Genomic DNA, 16151 nt, shown 5'->3' with positions numbered 1-16151 from the left:
TACAATGTCAAAAAAAGTATTGATCGTGGATGATGCGGTATTTATGCGCATGAAATTAAAGGATATTTTAGAAAAAAACGGCTATGAAGTCGTGGGGGAAGCCCAAAATGGCCAAGAGGCTTTTGAAAAATACCAAGCAACGACACCAGACTTAGTGACCATGGATATCACGATGCCAGAAGTGGATGGCTTAGAGGCATTAAAAATGATCCGCACGTTTGATGCGCAGGCCAAAGTCGTAATGTGCAGTGCCATGGGACAACAAGGAATGGTGATGGATGCGATTCGCGCCGGTGCGGTGGACTTTATCGTGAAGCCCTTTGACACGGACCGCGTAATCACTGCCATCGACAAAGCCTTTGCCTAATGCCTAGGAGGATAGCGACATGCAGATGATTCTTTTCAAAATGGCTCAGCAGTACTATTTGATCTCGGCGGACTCGGTGGACGAGGTCATTGATGCCCCTTCTTTTACGAAGGTGCCCTTAGCACCAGAGTGGGTGGAAGGGTTGATCAATCTGCGGGGGTCTGTCGTAACGGTGATTCGTTTGGCAAAATTGATTCCCATCATGGAACCAGCCTACGAAAAAAACATATTGATCATGAAGAAGCAAGAGGAGACTAAAGGGGTCCTCGTAGAAGAAGTAATTGAAGTTCTTGATATCACCGAAGACGATATCCAACTGGGCAATCAAGAGACAGAACATGCCGTTGGGGTCGTGACGATCGGTGAAAAAGTAGCCAGTGTGATTCAAATCGATCACATGATTTTTTAAAAAAATGGGGGATTAGTGTGGATCAGGTATTGACGCAGCAAGAGATTGATTTATTGTTGAATGCGATGAGCAGCGGAGAGATCGATCAAGAAATTATTGAGATAGAAGACAAACAAGCCAAAGTGAAAGCCTACGATTTTCGCCGACCAACAAAGCTGTCGAAAGAATACGTCAATACCCTGCACATGATCTTCGAGGATTTCTCGAAGATGAGCAGTAGCATGCTTTCTACCCAACTGCGGACCAATGTTTCTTTGCAGTTGGCAGCTATCGAACAAGTCAGTTATGACGAATTTATCCATTCGATACCAAAATTTACTTTGTTGGGGCTCTTTCATTCGCAGCCTTTGAGCGGGATTCAAATGATCGAGATGAACCCACAACTGTGTATGATGTTGGTGGAGTTGTTGTGCGGCGGCTTGGATGTCTATCAAAACAAGCCGATCGAAATGGATTTTAGCGAGAAAAAAAGTTTTACTGATATTGAAACAGCAATCTTGGAAGAAGTGGTGGCACAATTTGTCCGGGTCTACCAAAATGTTTGGAAGGACATCGTTGCCTTGGATTCGGTTTTGGATGGAATCGATACGAATCCGCAATTGATGCAAAACATGTCGCCCAACGAACCCGTCGTGTTAGTGACCTTTACTATCAAAATTTTTGAAGTGAAACATTTTATCAATCTATGTATCCCCTATGTCTTCTTTGAAGGGATCATTGATAAATTAAGTTTCCGCAATTGGTTTGATAGCAATCAGCCAGTCAACCAAGACGATAGCCGCGAGTTGCAAAAAAGTTTGAATGGTGTCGGTTTGAATTTAGAAGTTCTGCTGGGCCATGCTCAAATGAGTCTTTCTGAGTTTCTCCACTTAGAAGAAGGCGATGTCATCAAACTAGACAAAAAAATTACTGAACCATTGGAGACTTTCATCGATGGAAAACCTTACTTCCGAGCAAAACCTGGGAAGCAAGAGGACCGTTTAGCCATTGAATTATTAGACAAGTTAGAAGAGGAGCAAGAACTATGAGTGAACGTTTATCCCAAGCAGAAATCGATGCATTGTTGAATCAAAGTGCCCCAGCCCAGCCGCAAGGATTAGAAGAGCAAGTCAAAGTCGACATTATCGGCGAAGTTGGCAATATCTCCATGTCGCAAGCGGCGACGACGTTGTCTTCCATTCTTGATCGTCGGGTCAGCATCACGACTCCCCGGGTGTCTAAAATCAAATTTGGTGAGATCTTAAACGACCTCGTTGCACCAAAAGTAGCGACGACAGTTGAATTTAAAGAAGGCCTTTTAGGCAGTAATTTGATGCTATTAGAAGTCAAAGATGCCATCGTGATCGCCGATTTGATGATGGGTGGAACTGGTGAAACCAGCAACACTCAATTTACGGAATTAGAGCTAAGTGCTGTGGCAGAAGCTATGAACCAAATGATTGGGACTGCCTCGACTTCGATGGCGACGATGATCAGCCGCAAAGTGGATATCTTGCCGCCGATCGTCAAACTATGGGAGACACCAGAAAACATTGAGTATAGCGGGATCGAGGCAGAGGAAGAGATTTACTGTATCTCATTTTCTTTGCGCGTCGAAGGTCTGATCGAAAGCAAAATCATGCAAATCTTTACGGATCCTGTGGTCAACGATATCGCCAGTGCGATGCTCTCAGACGAAGCGACTGTCGTTACTCGGGAAACACCAACACCGCAGCCAACGGCACCCGTTGCTGCACCTACGCCAGAACCAGCGGCTGCATCAAAGCCCGTGGAAGTCAGCAAACCTGCGTTTCAAACATTGGCCTCCAGCGGAGTGAGCGATGGGGATAATTTGGACTTGATTCTTGATGTGCCATTGGATCTAAGTGTCGTGTTAGGCCGCAGCAAAAAAACCATTAAAGACATTTTATCTTTCAATACGGGGTCCGTCATCGAGCTGGAAAAACTGACGGATGAACCGCTAGAGATTTTGTTGAACGGCAAACTGATCGCCACTGGGGAAGTCGTGGTCATCAATGAAAACTTTGGTGTGCGGATCACCAACATTCTTTCGCAAAAACAACGCATCCACAATTTGCATTAATTTGAAGAAATCGCAAAAAGTTAAACATATGGGTTTAACTTTTTTGTGATTTGACCGATAGTAGAGGGTAGAAGAATGAGAACGGAGGAGAACCTATGAAAATCGAAAGAGGTTACGCAGAATACAGCGACAAGGCCATCAAACGTGAAGCGGTCAAACAAGAAAAGCCAACTGCTGCTCAGACAGAAAAAACCGTCGATGTTCAATTATCCGAAACAGCTCAAGCCATTCAAAAGAGTGCCAATCAAACAGCCAGTCGTAGTGAGCGAGTGGCAGAATTGAAACGAGCGATCAAAGAAGGCACCTACCAAGTATCTGCCGAAACGATCGCAGATAAAATGCTGCAACAAGATGAAAAGCAGGTCGACTAGATGACAGAACGGGAATTTGAGCGTCAGCTTCAGCAGTTCTTGCGGTTGCTGCAAAAAGAAAAGACCTGCTTGATCAAAAATCAAGCAGAAAAATTACCAGAACTCGTCGAGAAAAAAACCGCCTTCGTACCCGTTTTTTCCACGTATGAAGGAACTCTTTCAGTGACGATCAAAGAACTCATCCGCCAGATCCAAGTGCAGCAAGCCGAAAATCTCCTGCTGACGGAGCAAGCCATTAGTTTCCAAACTGTTTTGATGGATGCAGTCAAAGAAAATATCAAGACACCGGCAAATACGTATTCGAAATACCAAGAAAAACAAGCTGTCTCAACAGCGATCATCGATCAAAAAATGTAAGGAGTACTTCTATGACAGGACTATTTGGTTCATTAGGCACCGCAACCCGGGGCATGACCGCCAATCAAGCAGCGTTGCAAACCAGCAGCCACAACATTGCAAATACCAATACAGATGGCTACTCAAGACAACGAGTCAACTTGCAAGCCGAAGCGTCTTACCATCTAGCGGGTGTTGGCAGCATCGGTATGGGTGTGAAAGTCGGCAGTGTCGAACGGATCGTCGATGATTTTGTCATTGGACAAGTACGCAATGCCAATTCTACCTATACATATTATGAACAAAAAGCAGACATATTAGGACAGCTGGAAAGTTTAATGAATGAGCCTTCTGACAATGGACTGTCCAAACAGCTGGCAACGATGTTTGATTCTTGGACCGCATTAGCCAACAATCCTGAACTGGATACGTCTAAGACCCTTGTGCTGGAAAACAGCAGTACGTTTGCCGATACCATCAACCAAATGGGCAAACAAATGACGCAGCTGCAAAGCGACACGCTGGATACCATCGAAAAATCCGCGCTGGACTTCAATGAGAAGGTCAAACAGCTGCAATCCTTGAATGAACAGATCTATGGGTTGACGACGAGTGGTGAGACACCGAATGATCTTTTGGATCGTCGAGACAGTCTGTTGAAAGATCTCTCGGGTCTAGCAGGGATCGAAACCAAGACCGATCAGTATGGCCGTGGGTTTGTATCCATGAGCGGACAGACGATCTTAAGTGCGGAGGAACGCAATACCCTTAGTGTGGTGGTGGGACAAAGCGACACAGGCGCCTTGGTTTCCAAAGACGGCAACGCCTTGAATCCTGCCGAAACCATTACAGGGTCTTATCCAGCTGGAACCGTCTTGTTGACGAAAACCACCGACAATGGCGAAACCGCCTATACAGAATTGCCAATCAAAGAAGGCGCGATCGGTGGCCTGCAAGCATCATCTGGGGAGATCGGCAGCCGCTTGACGGAATTGAACAACTTTACGTCGACGATCGCGCAAGCCATGAACATGGTCTTTACTGGCGGCGCTTCTCCTACTAGCGGACTATTTGAGATCGGCCAAGATGATACTGGTACAGCGACGACGATTCGGGTCAGCCAAGCACTGTTAGATAACCCAAGTCTGGTGACCGGCGGAACGAGCAATGCAGCAGGAGATGGTTCAAGAGCTGCTGCAATGGCGAAACTCAGCAGTGCCAAATTGGACTTCCCGTTGTCAGAAAAGACGATCGCTTCTTTTGATTCTGAGACATTGACGTTTGCCAATGCAGCATCTGGCATGAGTGTCAGCAGCTACTTTAACAGCATCGTCACCAAAAACGGGATCTCAAAACAGCAAGCCGACAATACAGTCAGTGCCCAATTGTCGCTGCTGAATCAACTAGAATACAAAAATCAATCGGTGTCTGGGGTTTCATTAAATGAAGAAATGTCAGATGTGATTCGTTTCCAACAAGGATTTCAGGCCAATGCCCGCATATTATCGGTCGTTTCTGAAATGTTAGACACATTGATCAATCGAACAGGAGTGTAGACCATGCGTATTTCCAATTCAATCACCTACAATGATTTTTTACGAAATCTAGGAACCAACGCCTCCAAAGTCCAATCCACGTTGAATCAGCTATCGAGCTTAAAAGAAGTCAGCAAGTCCTCGGATAATCCGCTGCTGGTTTCAAAAATCATGGATCTCAATGTGTCGTTAAATCAAAACAAAACTTACAACAATACGATCAAAGACAGTATTTCTTGGACAAAAGCCCAAGATTCTGCTTTAGAAAGCGTCAGTACTTCGATGCTGCGGATTCGCTCGTTGGTTCAATCTTCTGCCAATGCGACAGCTGGCAGTGAGGAATTAGGGGCAAATCGTTCAGAGATCGAGCAAGAGATCGAAGGCATCGTTGAATCATTAAACACCAACTTTGATGGCCGCTATCTATTTAGCGGAACGAATACGACGACGGCGCCTTTTGAGATCGTCAAAGAAAATGACGCCATCGTCGGTATCAAATACAATGGCACCAGCGAAGACTTGCCGCGAGAAATCGCAAATGGGGTCTCGGTGGATCTGTTAGCCAGCGGTGATCGTCTGACGAACGAGACGGGCACAGCTGAGGATCCCCAAAATTTAAGCACCTATTTCAATGATTTGTTGTCTGCGTTGCGCAGTGATGATAAAGATGCTTTAGGGGGCGAGCTTTTAACCGCTCATGACCAGCATGCCACTAATGTGGTGAATGTACGGGCGCAGATCGGCACCCTCTACAATCGCTTGGAAGCGGCAGCTGATCGAAATGAGACGGAAAAGCTGAACTTGACCGAAACACTGTCCAACAAACAAGACGTCGATATTGCGGAAAAGTATATGGAATATCAAAATCAAATGACTGCCTACCGTTCAACACTAGCGATGGGAACAAAGATCATGCAGATGTCCATTCTAGATTATTTAAATTAACCCAAAAACTTTTGTTCTTTGCTGAGAGCAAAAGTTTTTTATTTTTTTTAGAAAAAAGGCTTAACCCTGAACGGTTTCTTCCGATAAATAGTAGCAGAGGGAAACCTTAGCGAATAAAAATTAGGAGGAACTACACATGAGAATCAATACAAACGTTTCAGCATTGAATACTTACTCACGCCTAACGGCAGCAAATGCTTCTAAAAGCAATTCTTTGTCTAAATTATCTTCAGGCTTACGCATCAACAAAGCTGGGGACGACGCAGCTGGCTTAGCAATTTCTGAAAAAATGAAAGGCCAAATCGGCGGTTTGTCACAAGCAAAAAGCAACGCACAAGATGGTATTTCATTGATCCAAACAGCAGAAGGTGCATTAAATGAAACCCACAGCATCTTAGGCCGTATGCGTGATCTTGCGGTACAAAGTTCAAATGGTACGTTAAGTGATGACGACCGCAGTGCGATCAACAAAGAATACACTGCATTGTCTGATGAAATCGACCGTATCAGCAATACCACTGAATTCAATACAAAAAGCTTGTTAACTGGTGAAGGCGATGATGCGAAATCATTCACTTTCCAAATCGGTGCCAATGCAAACCAAACAATGAGCGTTTCAATCAACAACATGAGCTCATCTGCATTGAAAGTAAAAGGCTTAGATTTAACACAAGCCATTGATACAAGCGATGCCAAAGCTGTTGCTGCAGCAAAAGATAAAGCAGTAGCGACTGCCTTCAAAGCAGATGCTACAACAAAATATGCAGCGGACGGCACAGTTGATGCGGCAGCTGGTAAAACAGTTGCTGAATTACAAACAGCCATCGATACAGCAGCGGATGATACAGCAAAAGCAACAGCTCAAAAAACATACAATGATGCTTTAGCAACATTTACCGCTTCTGATGAAGGCAAAGCAGCAGCGGCAACTGTCAGCGTTGAAAACAACCCAATCACGAAAATCGATGAAGCGATCAAAGCAGTTTCTGCACAACGTGCGGATCTTGGTGCGGCGCAAAACCGTCTAGAACACACAATCAACAACTTAGGTACAACGCAAGAAAACCTATCTGAAGCAAACTCACGTATCCGTGACGTTGATATGGCCCAAGAAATGATGAGCTTTACGAAGAGCAACATCCTTTCTCAAGCAGCAACTTCAATGTTGGCACAAGCAAACTCAATGCCTAACAGCGTATTGAGCTTGTTACAAGGATAATTTTTGATCAAGTGAACCACTGACACAAGGACTGCCTAGGGGAAGCGCAGTTCTTGTGTTTTACATAGCAGCACAAAAACGCTTAGAAATGAGGAAGCTCTGATGGATATTCAGCCAATGTCAGGAATACACCCGATCGAAGCCGTTGCGTCGGTCGCTAAAGCACGTCCGATCGAATCCCTAGATCAAGAGACCGCCAACCTTCAGCCGCAACACCAAGAGGGGAAACTGGCGGAGAAAAAGGAACAGACAGCGGCAACTGAACCGCCGATCCACTATTTTTCAGTAGCCGATCAGCACAAGATCGCAGCCTCCGTGGAGGAAGTGAATCAGCGACTACTTGGCAAAGATATGAAATTGGCTTATGAAGTACATGAGCGCACAGGGCGTACCATGGTGCGTTTAGTGGATATGCAGACCAACGAAGTGATCAAAGAGATCCCGCCCGCCAACATGCTAGACGTGATTGGGAAAATATGGGATGACATGGGCATCGCGGTCGATCGAAAGGGATGAAAACATGGCAAGTGTAACCAGCAGTTCAGGAATCAGTACAACGCTAGGGAGTTACTCTGGCGTGACTTCAGAGGATATTGAAAAATTATTGGCGGCAGATGCGATCAACAAGACCCGCGCTGAGAATAAAATCACGTCGCTAAAAGCACAAAAAACGGCGTGGAGTGATATCAGCACTCGCTTGACTAACTTTTTGTCAAAAGTCGATGCATTACAAAAAGATGATGCTTATCAAACGAAAAAAGCGACGACCACCAATAGCAGCATCGCTTCAATTGCAGGAACAACGGAAGCTCCAGAAGGCACCTATGATCTAAAAGTCAACCAACTAGCAACAGCCACGAAGGTGACCGGGAGTCAAGTAGCTCAAAGCAGCAAAGCGGCCCTAAATGTCAGTGGTCAGCTGTCATTGACCAGTTCGGAAGTCGATGAAGATGGCAAACCGATCACCGCTTCGATCGAGATCACGGCCGAAGACAGCTTAAAAGATGTGGCAGCCAAGATCAATAGCCAAAGCAAGACGACCTTCGTCGCGGCGAGCATCGTGGATAACCGTTTGATTTTAACGAACACCAAAATGGGCGACAAAAATTTCTTGATCGACGGCAATGCTGCCGAAGGGTTAGGGATTGGTTCAACTGCGACAACGACGCAAGGCCAACCGGCTATTTTTGAGCTAGACGGCATGAAGATCACTCGCGACAGCAACAGTGTGACGGATGTTATCGATGGTGTCACGCTGACGTTAGCGAAAAAAAGCGAGGAGCATGTGACGCTTTCTTTAGCCAATGATACCTCGAAAGTCGTTGATGCAGTGCAAGGATTAGTGGATCAATACAATAGCTTGATGAGTTTTATCGGCGACAATTTGACCGTGGGAGATCCTAGTAGTGAAAACAACAAGACGGGGACCTTGGTGGGAGACAGTGCGTTGACCCGTCTACAGACCCAATTGCGAAATTTGATCACCATTCCAGCCGTCAGCGGCTCAAAGCTGACCGCCAATAAGCTAGGCATCTCCACCGTTGATAATGATGGTACATTGGGACTGGATACGACAAAGTTAAAAGAAGCCTTAGCGGAAGATCCCGCTGCTGTGAAGTCTTTCTTTTATGCAAGTACGAAAACCAAAGAAGCCGATGGCACTGCGAGCACGAAAGAGACTGGCTATACACTAGCCCTAAAAGAATTAGCCAACAGCTATGTCGTCAATACTTCAGCCAATAAAGGGATCATTGCCACCAAATCTGCGACCTATGACAGTACCATCAAGGATTTAAACAAGCAGATCACACGGTTTGATGATATTTTGGCAATGAAAAAAGAGCGTTACATCACAATGTTTACCAAGTTAGACTCCGTGATGATGGAGGCTGAAAATCAGCTGAGCTACCTAAGCAATCAGTTTGCCAATACGTCAAACTAGGCTAGATAGCCGATTAAAGCAGTCATTTTTTCATTCGCATAAGAAACCCTCGTCAACATGAAAGGAAACAACCTATGGAGCCACACGTATCATTAGATGAACGTTTGAATCAGATTTTAACTGGTTTTGCCCAATGGCGCGGCGACAGCGAAGAAGCCAGTCGTTTGATGGCAGCCAATGCAGCGGTCATAGCAGCCATGCAAGCAGAAGCACAGAGCCATAGTCCACAAACCAGTGCATTGGCGCAACAAGTGATCCAAGCGTATCAAGCGTTCTTAGACCAGGTCAAAGCCCAGCAGCAAGAGATCAAACAAGAATTGGGGCGTTTGAACCGCAAAAACAATCTTGTCAAAACGTATTTGCAGCAAGAAGACAGTGCCGCCTTCGTCGAATTTGATTTATAGTGAGGAAAAAAAGATGAATTATCAAAAAATGCAAAACAACTATTTGCAGAACCAAGTAATGAGTGCCTCCCCCAACAAACTGATTGAAATGCTGTTGCAAGCAGCGATCAAAAATATCAAATTAGCAGTGATCGCATTGGAAAAAGAAGATTTGAGCCAAGCTCATCAGCAATTTGTCAAGGCGCAGAATATTTTATTGGAATTACGGGTCTCTTTAGACCGTGAGCAAGGCGGCGCTATCGCTGAAGTTCTCGATCAGCTGTATGGCTATATGTACGATCAGCTAGTCAGTGCCAATGTCCAAAAAGAGGCAGCCCCTGCAGAAACGGTCGTCCCGCTTTTAAGCGAACTACTGGAAAGCTGGCAAACGATCACCCAATAAATTTGAGAAAAAGCAAAGAAACGACCACCTAAAACCTAGAAAAGTTTAGTAATTGGTTAAATTTTTACCATGTATCCCTTTTCACTAAGCTTTCTTTTACCCCTCCTCGTCCCTATCTGGTACTCTTTTTATGAGCGTACCGAAAAGGTGCAAGGAGGTTTTTTTTTGAAACAAAAAATAGTACAAAAGCCGCTTTTCTGGCAAGTGGTGATTCTGATTGCAATGAGTGGTGTTTTTTTATTACCGCAGATCCTAGGCCAAGGCATGATTTTGGGCTCTGATGTGGTCTTTCACTTCAATCGTTTTTATGAGACCAGCCAGCAGATCAAAGAGGGCAATTTTCAATATTTTCTTTCTATCTACGGGTTTCAGCAATCTGCTCGTATCGTCAATGCATTATACGGGCCCTTTTTTGCCTATTTCCAAGGATTGCTGGTCTTGCTGAGTCCTTCGTGGTTTTCTTACCAACTGCTCGCCAATGGGCTGCTCTATCTGCTAGCAGGGTTTTCGATGTTTGGCTTATTAAAGAAACTACGAGTCAATGGCTGGCTGTCAGTGGGGATGAGCATCCTGTTTATGGCGACCTATTCTGTCCAGTATTGGATTGAGCGGCAGGGCTTTTCTGCTTGGGGAGCGGCCGTGTTACCGCTGTGTCTGATTCCACTGATCGCACTAGGGGAACATAAACGGTTGCGGCCTTTTGCGGTAGGGGTTTCCGTGGCGGTCTTATTTCAAATCCATGTGTTTTCAAGCATCTTGTTAGTGCTCTTATATGTGCCCTTTTTCTTACGCGCCTTTTTTGTTGGAACTTCCGGCGAAGAAAAACGACAATTGGTGCTGCGCTTAGCAGGAGCGATCGGGATCTTCTTACTGTTAACCGCCAATATTTGGTTAGGGATGTTGGATCTCTATACGAGTAACACGTTGATCGCGCCTTTTGTGAATCGCAACATGCAGAACAATACCATTACTGGAACCAGCAGCTATTGGTGGACGACTCCGTACCTGCTGCCCATCTTATGTGCTTTGTTCTTTTGCGGTGCGATCCGTGTATGGCCGCGTCTATCTGGCGGCTTCAAATTAATGACGGCAGCTGCAGCAGTCTTTTTCGTTTTATCATCGAACGCTGTTCCTTGGCAATGGCTAGGCAGTCTGGACAATGGTGTGATCAATTTACTGCAATTTCCTTTTCGGTTCTTTGTTCCTGCCACGATTTTGATCTTAGTCGGTTTGTGCCTGCTAGTTCCTTATTATCGGGGCAAGCCATTGGCAAATCCGCGTTGGTTCGTCCTCGTTTTAGTCTTGAGTGTTGGTCAAATCCTGATACAAAACACGGTCAAAATGCAGGATTGGCACTCTGATGAAGCGGCGGTTTCACTGCGAAACCACACCTATCTGTCGGCGGAATCTGAAGCGCAATTGAAGGAAGCCTATTTTAGTAACGACAAGTCCTTAGCCTTAGCGCTGTATCAACGTTCTACGCCAGATTATCTGCCCCTCTATCAAGAGACCAAGAAGAACAAATACAATTTGTACGGGGAAGAAATCATTGAAAAGAATGATACCGTGGCAAAAACCGTAGAAAACGGGAAGCTTACTTTACGTTGGCAAGGTGATAAAGAGACGTGGAAGGCGTTACCGATCATCAATTACCGATATACTGAATTGACCCTCAATCAGCAGCCGCTAACTGAAAAAGATGTCTCTTTGAGTGCCATTGGTGCCGTTTCTGTCCAACAGCAAGCAGGGGAGAATGTCTTAGTCGTTGATTACGACGCGCCTTGGTTTTTCGACGGAGCTTTATGGCTGACGATCATTTCTTGGCTCGCTTTACTCATCGGCTTTATCAGCTGGAAAACCAGACAGCTGTACCGTCGTCGTAAGGTCGTACAAGCTTTATTGAAAGAATCTGAATAAAATGAATCAGAAAAGAACTTCAGCGAGAGGGCTGAAGTTCTTTTTTTGCTGATCAACAACAGTGTACCTGTTGCTTTTCGTCAGAAACAATAATCGTTGCGCACGCAACGATTATTCCTTATAATAGATTAGACACTTTGAAGAACTAAGAAAGGCAGGAGTGCTCATGGAAGCCATTATCCGCTCAATCAATCATATTGCCCGTCTCGCCACCCTTTATCGGGAAAAAGAACTGAAAAAATTTGGTTTAGGCGGGATGCATCATACCTATATCTTAAACATTTGCCGCCAACCGGGGATCAGTCAAGAAGCCTTAGCCAAGAAGATTTTTGTGAATAAAAGCAATGTTGCCCGTCAACTAGCAATCCTAGAAGAACGAGGATTTGTCACTAGAACCAGCAGTCCCACCGACAAACGACAATTACTGGTTTATCCAACCGAAAAAGCACTCGCCGTCCAACCAGCAATCCAACAGCTGCTTCAAAGCTGGAATGAACAAGTCGTAGCAGGTTTTTCTGCTGCCCAACAGCAGCAGTTGATCGCCGATCTGGAAATCGTCAAAGAAAATTCCCAGCGGCTTTTAGCGAAAGATGAGGCGATGGAATGAATCTTTTGACTCAATATTTAAAACCCTATATCGGCCGCATCTCCCTTGGCGTCAGTATCAAATTCTTCGGCTCCCTGATGGACTTGCTATTGCCTTGGATTTTGGCGTATATCATCGATTCTGTGATTCCCACGAAGCAGGTATCTGCGATTTTTGCTTGGGGTGGGGCGATGGTGGTCTGCTCCATCATCGCAGTCGTCACCAATATCATCGCCAATCGGATGGCCTCCAGTGTTGCTCGCGATACCACCGGCAGTATACGCCATGATTTATTTGAAAAAGTTTCCTATCTGTCGATTCCGCAAGTCGAAGAAGTCGGGATCCCTTCCTTGGTGTCTCGCTTGACGACAGACACTTACAACATCCATCAAACGGTAGGCATGATCCAACGGATGGGGATTCGTGCCCCGATTCTGTTATTAGGGGGGATCATGATCACTGCCACATTAGATCCCGTGTTGACGCTGGTCTTAGTAGGCGTCTTGCCCTTCACTTTAGTGGCGGCAGTCACGATCTCGAAACGGGGGATCCCCTTGTTTGCTTCATTACAAAAGCAAGTGGATGTGTTGGTGCGAACTGTCCGTGAAAATGTGACTGGGGCTCGGGTGATCAAGGCCTTGTCCAAAGCAGATTACGAGAAAAAGCGCTTTGACCACGTCAACCAAGACGTAGTAGCTGCGGAAACTACCGCTAATCGAACGATGGCTGCGACACCACCCCTGATGGACCTATTTTTGAATATCGGACTGACGCTAGTGATCGTCGTCAGTGCCTTTCGCGTCAATCAAGGATTGACCCAACCAGGCGTCATCATCGCCTTTTTGACTTATTTTACGATCATTTTGAATGCCATGCTCAGTATCACGCGCATCTTTGTGATCGTGTCGAAGGGGCTGGCTTCTGCCGATCGAATCCAATCCGTCTTGCGCCTGCCGCAAAATATGCAAGTCATTGAGGCGCCTGTCAAAGAAGAGTCTGCGCATATCGTTTTTGAAAAAGTTTCCTTCACCTATCCTAACGGTACCCAGGTGCTGAAAGACATCGATTTTTCCTTGCAGCCGGGAGAAACCTTAGGGATCATCGGTGCGACTGGTAGTGGAAAATCAACGATCGTCAAACTACTGCTGCGTCTCTATGACCCAACGAAGGGCATGATTCGCATCGCTGGTCGCGACATTCGCTCCATCGATCCGACGGAGCTGCATCAGTTATTCGGTGTCGTCTTACAAAAAGACGTGCTTTTTGCGGAAACGATCGAAGAAAATATCGCTTTTGGTCGGCGGTTTTCCAAAGAACAGATCGAAGAAGCGGCGGCTCGCGCCCAAGCCAAGGAGTTTATCAATCAACTACCCAAGCGCTTAGCTCATCCATTGCATGCCAAAGGCAGCAATTTAAGCGGGGGTCAAAAGCAGCGGGTCTTGTTATCGCGGGCCTTGGCGGGGGATCCAGAGATTTTGATTTTGGATGATTCTGCCAGTGCGCTGGATTATCGGACCGACGCTCAGTTGCGCAAGGTCCTGAGACAGCAGTTTCAACAGACGACGACGGTCTTGATCGCGCAGCGGATCAGCTCGATCCAGCATGCCGACAAAATTTTGGTGCTGGAAAACGGGCAAATGAACGGCTTTGGCAGTCACCAAGAATTACTAGCAGAAAATGCGATCTACCAAGCCATTTATCAAGGTCAGACAGGAGGTGCCGACGATGCCGAAGAAAAAAACGGAAAAACCGCAGGATAGTAAGAAAACACTACGGCGTTTGTGGGGCTATCTCTACGAGTACAAAGGTCTCCTGCTGGCAGCCGCTGTATTGATGATGGCCAGCAACATCTTCGCCTTGGTGGGCCCGTTGCTTTCAGGATACGCCATTGATGCCATTCAACCGGGTCCCGGCAAGGTCATTTTTGACCGAGTCTTCTTTTATTGTGGGCTGATGCTGCTGTTTTATCTTGCGTCTTCCCTTCTTAGTTATCTGATTTCGCTCATGATGATCCGCTTGAGTCAGCGGGTGGTAGCAGCGATGCGCAAGGCGATTTTTGATAAAATCACCGAACTGCCAGTGGGGTATTTTGACCGAGTCGCCACTGGGGATATCATCAGTCGCATCAGTTATGATGTCGATACCATCAATACGTCATTGGCCAGCGATGCCATTCAAGTCCTCAGCAGTCTTGTGACGATCATTGGTTCGTTTGTGATGATGGTTTTGATTTCGCCGCTGCTGGTGCTGATTTTTGTCGTAACGGTTCCCGCTTCGATCTTTTTGACCCGCTTTTTGATGAGCAAATTTCAACCATTGTTTCGCCGTCGTTCCCGCAAATTAGGCGAATTGAACGGCTTTGTGGAAGAGATTATTTCTGGTCAGCAAACGATCAAGCTGTATAACCAAGAAGAAGCGATCATCAGCCGTTTTGACGAAAAAAACCAAGAAGCGGTGGATGCCTATTACAATGCCGAGTACTACGGCAGTATGACTGGTCCTTCCATCAACTTTATCAACAATCTGTCGTTGTCCTTGATCAGTATGTTTGGCGCCTTGCTGTTTTTGTTCGGTCATCTGACATTAGGGAATGTTTCTTCCTTTGTTCTTTACTCCAGAAAATTTTCAGGACCAATCAATGAGTTAGCCAACATCTTCAGTGATTTGCAATCGGCATTGGCGGCGGCAGAACGGATCTTCCGTTTGCTGGATGAAGAACCTGAAGTTTCTGATGTTCCTGGAGCCTACGAATACCACGAGGTGTCTGGTGATGTCGCCTTTGACCATGTGACCTTCGGCTATCAAGCACAGCAGCCCATCATCAAAGACCTTTCGCTACAAGTACCAGCTGGCAGCTTGGTCGCGATCGTCGGACCGACCGGAGCGGGGAAAACCACCATCGTGAACCTCTTGATGCGGTTTTATGACCCTGACCAAGGAGCGATTCGGTTAGACGGTAAAAATATCCGCCAAGCGACACGCCGCAGCTTACGGCAAAGCTATGCGATGGTGCTGCAAGATACCTGGTTGTTCACGGGAACGGTTTTCGACAATTTGGCCTACGGCAAGGCGAATGCGACGTTGGCAGAAGTCCAAGCTGCTGCACAAGCCGCCCATATCCATGACTTTATTATGAGCCTGCCAAAAGGCTATGATACTTTGATCTCTGAAGACGGAACCGGTATCTCACAAGGGCAAAAACAGCTGTTGACGATTGCACGAGCAATGCTGTTGGATGCCGATCTGTTGATTCTTGATGAAGCCACATCGAATGTCGACACGCAAACAGAGCTGCTGATCCAAGCAGCGATGACCAAATTGATGAAAGGCAAAACTTCCTTTGTGATCGCTCATCGCTTGTCCACGATTCGACATGCCGATACGATCCTCGTGGTGGAACAGGGGAATATCGTAGAGCAAGGGACCCACGAAGAGTTATTAGCCAAAGAGAGGCGTTACGCCGCACTCTATCAGGCACAATTTGATGCATGATCCATAGCTAGTCCACATCCTTGCAAGGAGAACGCCACTGCTTGCAAGGATATTTTTTGCGTGCCATCGGCTTTCTTGGCATAGGTACAAAATCTTCTTATGACAAATCAGGCAATTATCGGTATACTTAAGAAAGGGGTATCATCAAACAGAAAGAAGGGAA

General features: G+C 46.1%; 17 protein-coding genes. All 17 read left to right on the top strand.

From position 1 onward, the window contains the following. The first annotated feature begins 4 nt into the window (after positions 1-4). The 17 genes from IGJ15_RS15355 (at position 5) to IGJ15_RS15275 (ending at position 15988) form a co-directional block, all read left to right on the top strand. Positions 5-367, top strand: coding sequence for a response regulator (locus IGJ15_RS15355; protein WP_003129084.1), 363 nt, complete (start codon positions 5-7; stop codon positions 365-367). A 19-nt stretch (positions 368-386) separates the two neighbouring features. Next, the gene (locus IGJ15_RS15350; RefSeq protein WP_005232757.1) at positions 387-776 is read left to right on the top strand and encodes a chemotaxis protein CheW; all 390 of its coding nucleotides are present in this window, start codon (positions 387-389) and stop codon (positions 774-776) included. A 17-nt stretch (positions 777-793) separates the two neighbouring features. Then, positions 794-1804, top strand: coding sequence for a flagellar motor switch protein FliM (fliM, locus tag IGJ15_RS15345; RefSeq protein ID WP_005232756.1), 1011 nt, complete (start codon positions 794-796; stop codon positions 1802-1804). Beyond that, on the top strand, positions 1801-2859 hold the full coding sequence (gene fliY / locus IGJ15_RS15340) for a flagellar motor switch phosphatase FliY (protein WP_005226637.1): 1059 nt from the start codon (positions 1801-1803) through the stop codon (positions 2857-2859). The genes fliM and fliY overlap by 4 nt, the downstream gene beginning before the upstream one ends. Before the next feature lie 95 nt (positions 2860-2954). Further along, positions 2955-3230 (top strand): flagellar biosynthesis anti-sigma factor FlgM, encoded by a 276-nt coding sequence (gene flgM / locus IGJ15_RS15335; RefSeq protein WP_005232754.1) that lies wholly within the window; start codon positions 2955-2957, stop codon positions 3228-3230. Continuing rightward, positions 3231-3587 carry a hypothetical protein gene (locus tag IGJ15_RS15330; RefSeq protein WP_005232752.1) on the top strand — a complete coding sequence of 119 codons (357 nt, stop codon included), beginning with the start codon at positions 3231-3233 and terminating at the stop codon, positions 3585-3587. 11 nt (positions 3588-3598) lie between these two features. Beyond that, positions 3599-5122, top strand: coding sequence for a flagellar hook-associated protein FlgK (gene flgK / locus IGJ15_RS15325; RefSeq protein ID WP_005232751.1), 1524 nt, complete (start codon positions 3599-3601; stop codon positions 5120-5122). Between the two features lie 3 nt (positions 5123-5125). After that, complete coding sequence (gene flgL / locus IGJ15_RS15320; protein WP_430599206.1) at positions 5126-6046, top strand: flagellar hook-associated protein FlgL; 921 nt, start codon at positions 5126-5128, stop codon at positions 6044-6046. Positions 6047-6182: 136 nt separating this feature from the next. Further along, positions 6183-7265 carry a flagellin gene (locus tag IGJ15_RS15315; RefSeq protein WP_430599205.1) on the top strand — a complete coding sequence of 361 codons (1083 nt, stop codon included), beginning with the start codon at positions 6183-6185 and terminating at the stop codon, positions 7263-7265. A gap of 102 nt (positions 7266-7367) precedes the next feature. After that, positions 7368-7781 carry a flagellar protein FlaG gene (locus IGJ15_RS15310; RefSeq protein WP_010748548.1) on the top strand — a complete coding sequence of 138 codons (414 nt, stop codon included), beginning with the start codon at positions 7368-7370 and terminating at the stop codon, positions 7779-7781. A 4-nt stretch (positions 7782-7785) separates the two neighbouring features. Next, complete coding sequence (fliD, locus tag IGJ15_RS15305; RefSeq protein ID WP_010748549.1) at positions 7786-9207, top strand: flagellar filament capping protein FliD; 1422 nt, start codon at positions 7786-7788, stop codon at positions 9205-9207. A gap of 74 nt (positions 9208-9281) precedes the next feature. Continuing rightward, positions 9282-9611, top strand: coding sequence for a hypothetical protein (locus IGJ15_RS15300; RefSeq protein WP_005232745.1), 330 nt, complete (start codon positions 9282-9284; stop codon positions 9609-9611). A 13-nt stretch (positions 9612-9624) separates the two neighbouring features. Further along, the gene (fliS, locus tag IGJ15_RS15295; RefSeq protein WP_231434717.1) at positions 9625-9993 is read left to right on the top strand and encodes a flagellar export chaperone FliS; all 369 of its coding nucleotides are present in this window, start codon (positions 9625-9627) and stop codon (positions 9991-9993) included. A gap of 165 nt (positions 9994-10158) precedes the next feature. Then, a complete protein-coding gene (locus IGJ15_RS15290; protein ID WP_010748551.1) occupies positions 10159-11910 on the top strand; it encodes a hypothetical protein in 1752 nt (583 codons plus the stop codon). 166 nt (positions 11911-12076) lie between these two features. Then, complete coding sequence (locus IGJ15_RS15285; protein WP_010748552.1) at positions 12077-12517, top strand: MarR family winged helix-turn-helix transcriptional regulator; 441 nt, start codon at positions 12077-12079, stop codon at positions 12515-12517. After that, positions 12514-14256 carry an ABC transporter ATP-binding protein gene (locus IGJ15_RS15280; RefSeq protein ID WP_005226665.1) on the top strand — a complete coding sequence of 581 codons (1743 nt, stop codon included), beginning with the start codon at positions 12514-12516 and terminating at the stop codon, positions 14254-14256. Before IGJ15_RS15285 ends, IGJ15_RS15280 begins: the two co-directional genes overlap by 4 nt. After that, the gene (locus IGJ15_RS15275) at positions 14222-15988 is read left to right on the top strand and encodes an ABC transporter ATP-binding protein (protein ID WP_010748553.1); all 1767 of its coding nucleotides are present in this window, start codon (positions 14222-14224) and stop codon (positions 15986-15988) included. Before IGJ15_RS15280 ends, IGJ15_RS15275 begins: the two co-directional genes overlap by 35 nt. Positions 15989-16151 lie beyond the last annotated feature (163 nt).

Source organism: Enterococcus sp. AZ079, from assembly GCF_050547255.1.
GTDB lineage: Bacteria > Bacillota > Bacilli > Lactobacillales > Enterococcaceae > Enterococcus_D > Enterococcus_D casseliflavus.
This window is presented reverse-complemented; position numbering and strand designations above follow the sequence as displayed.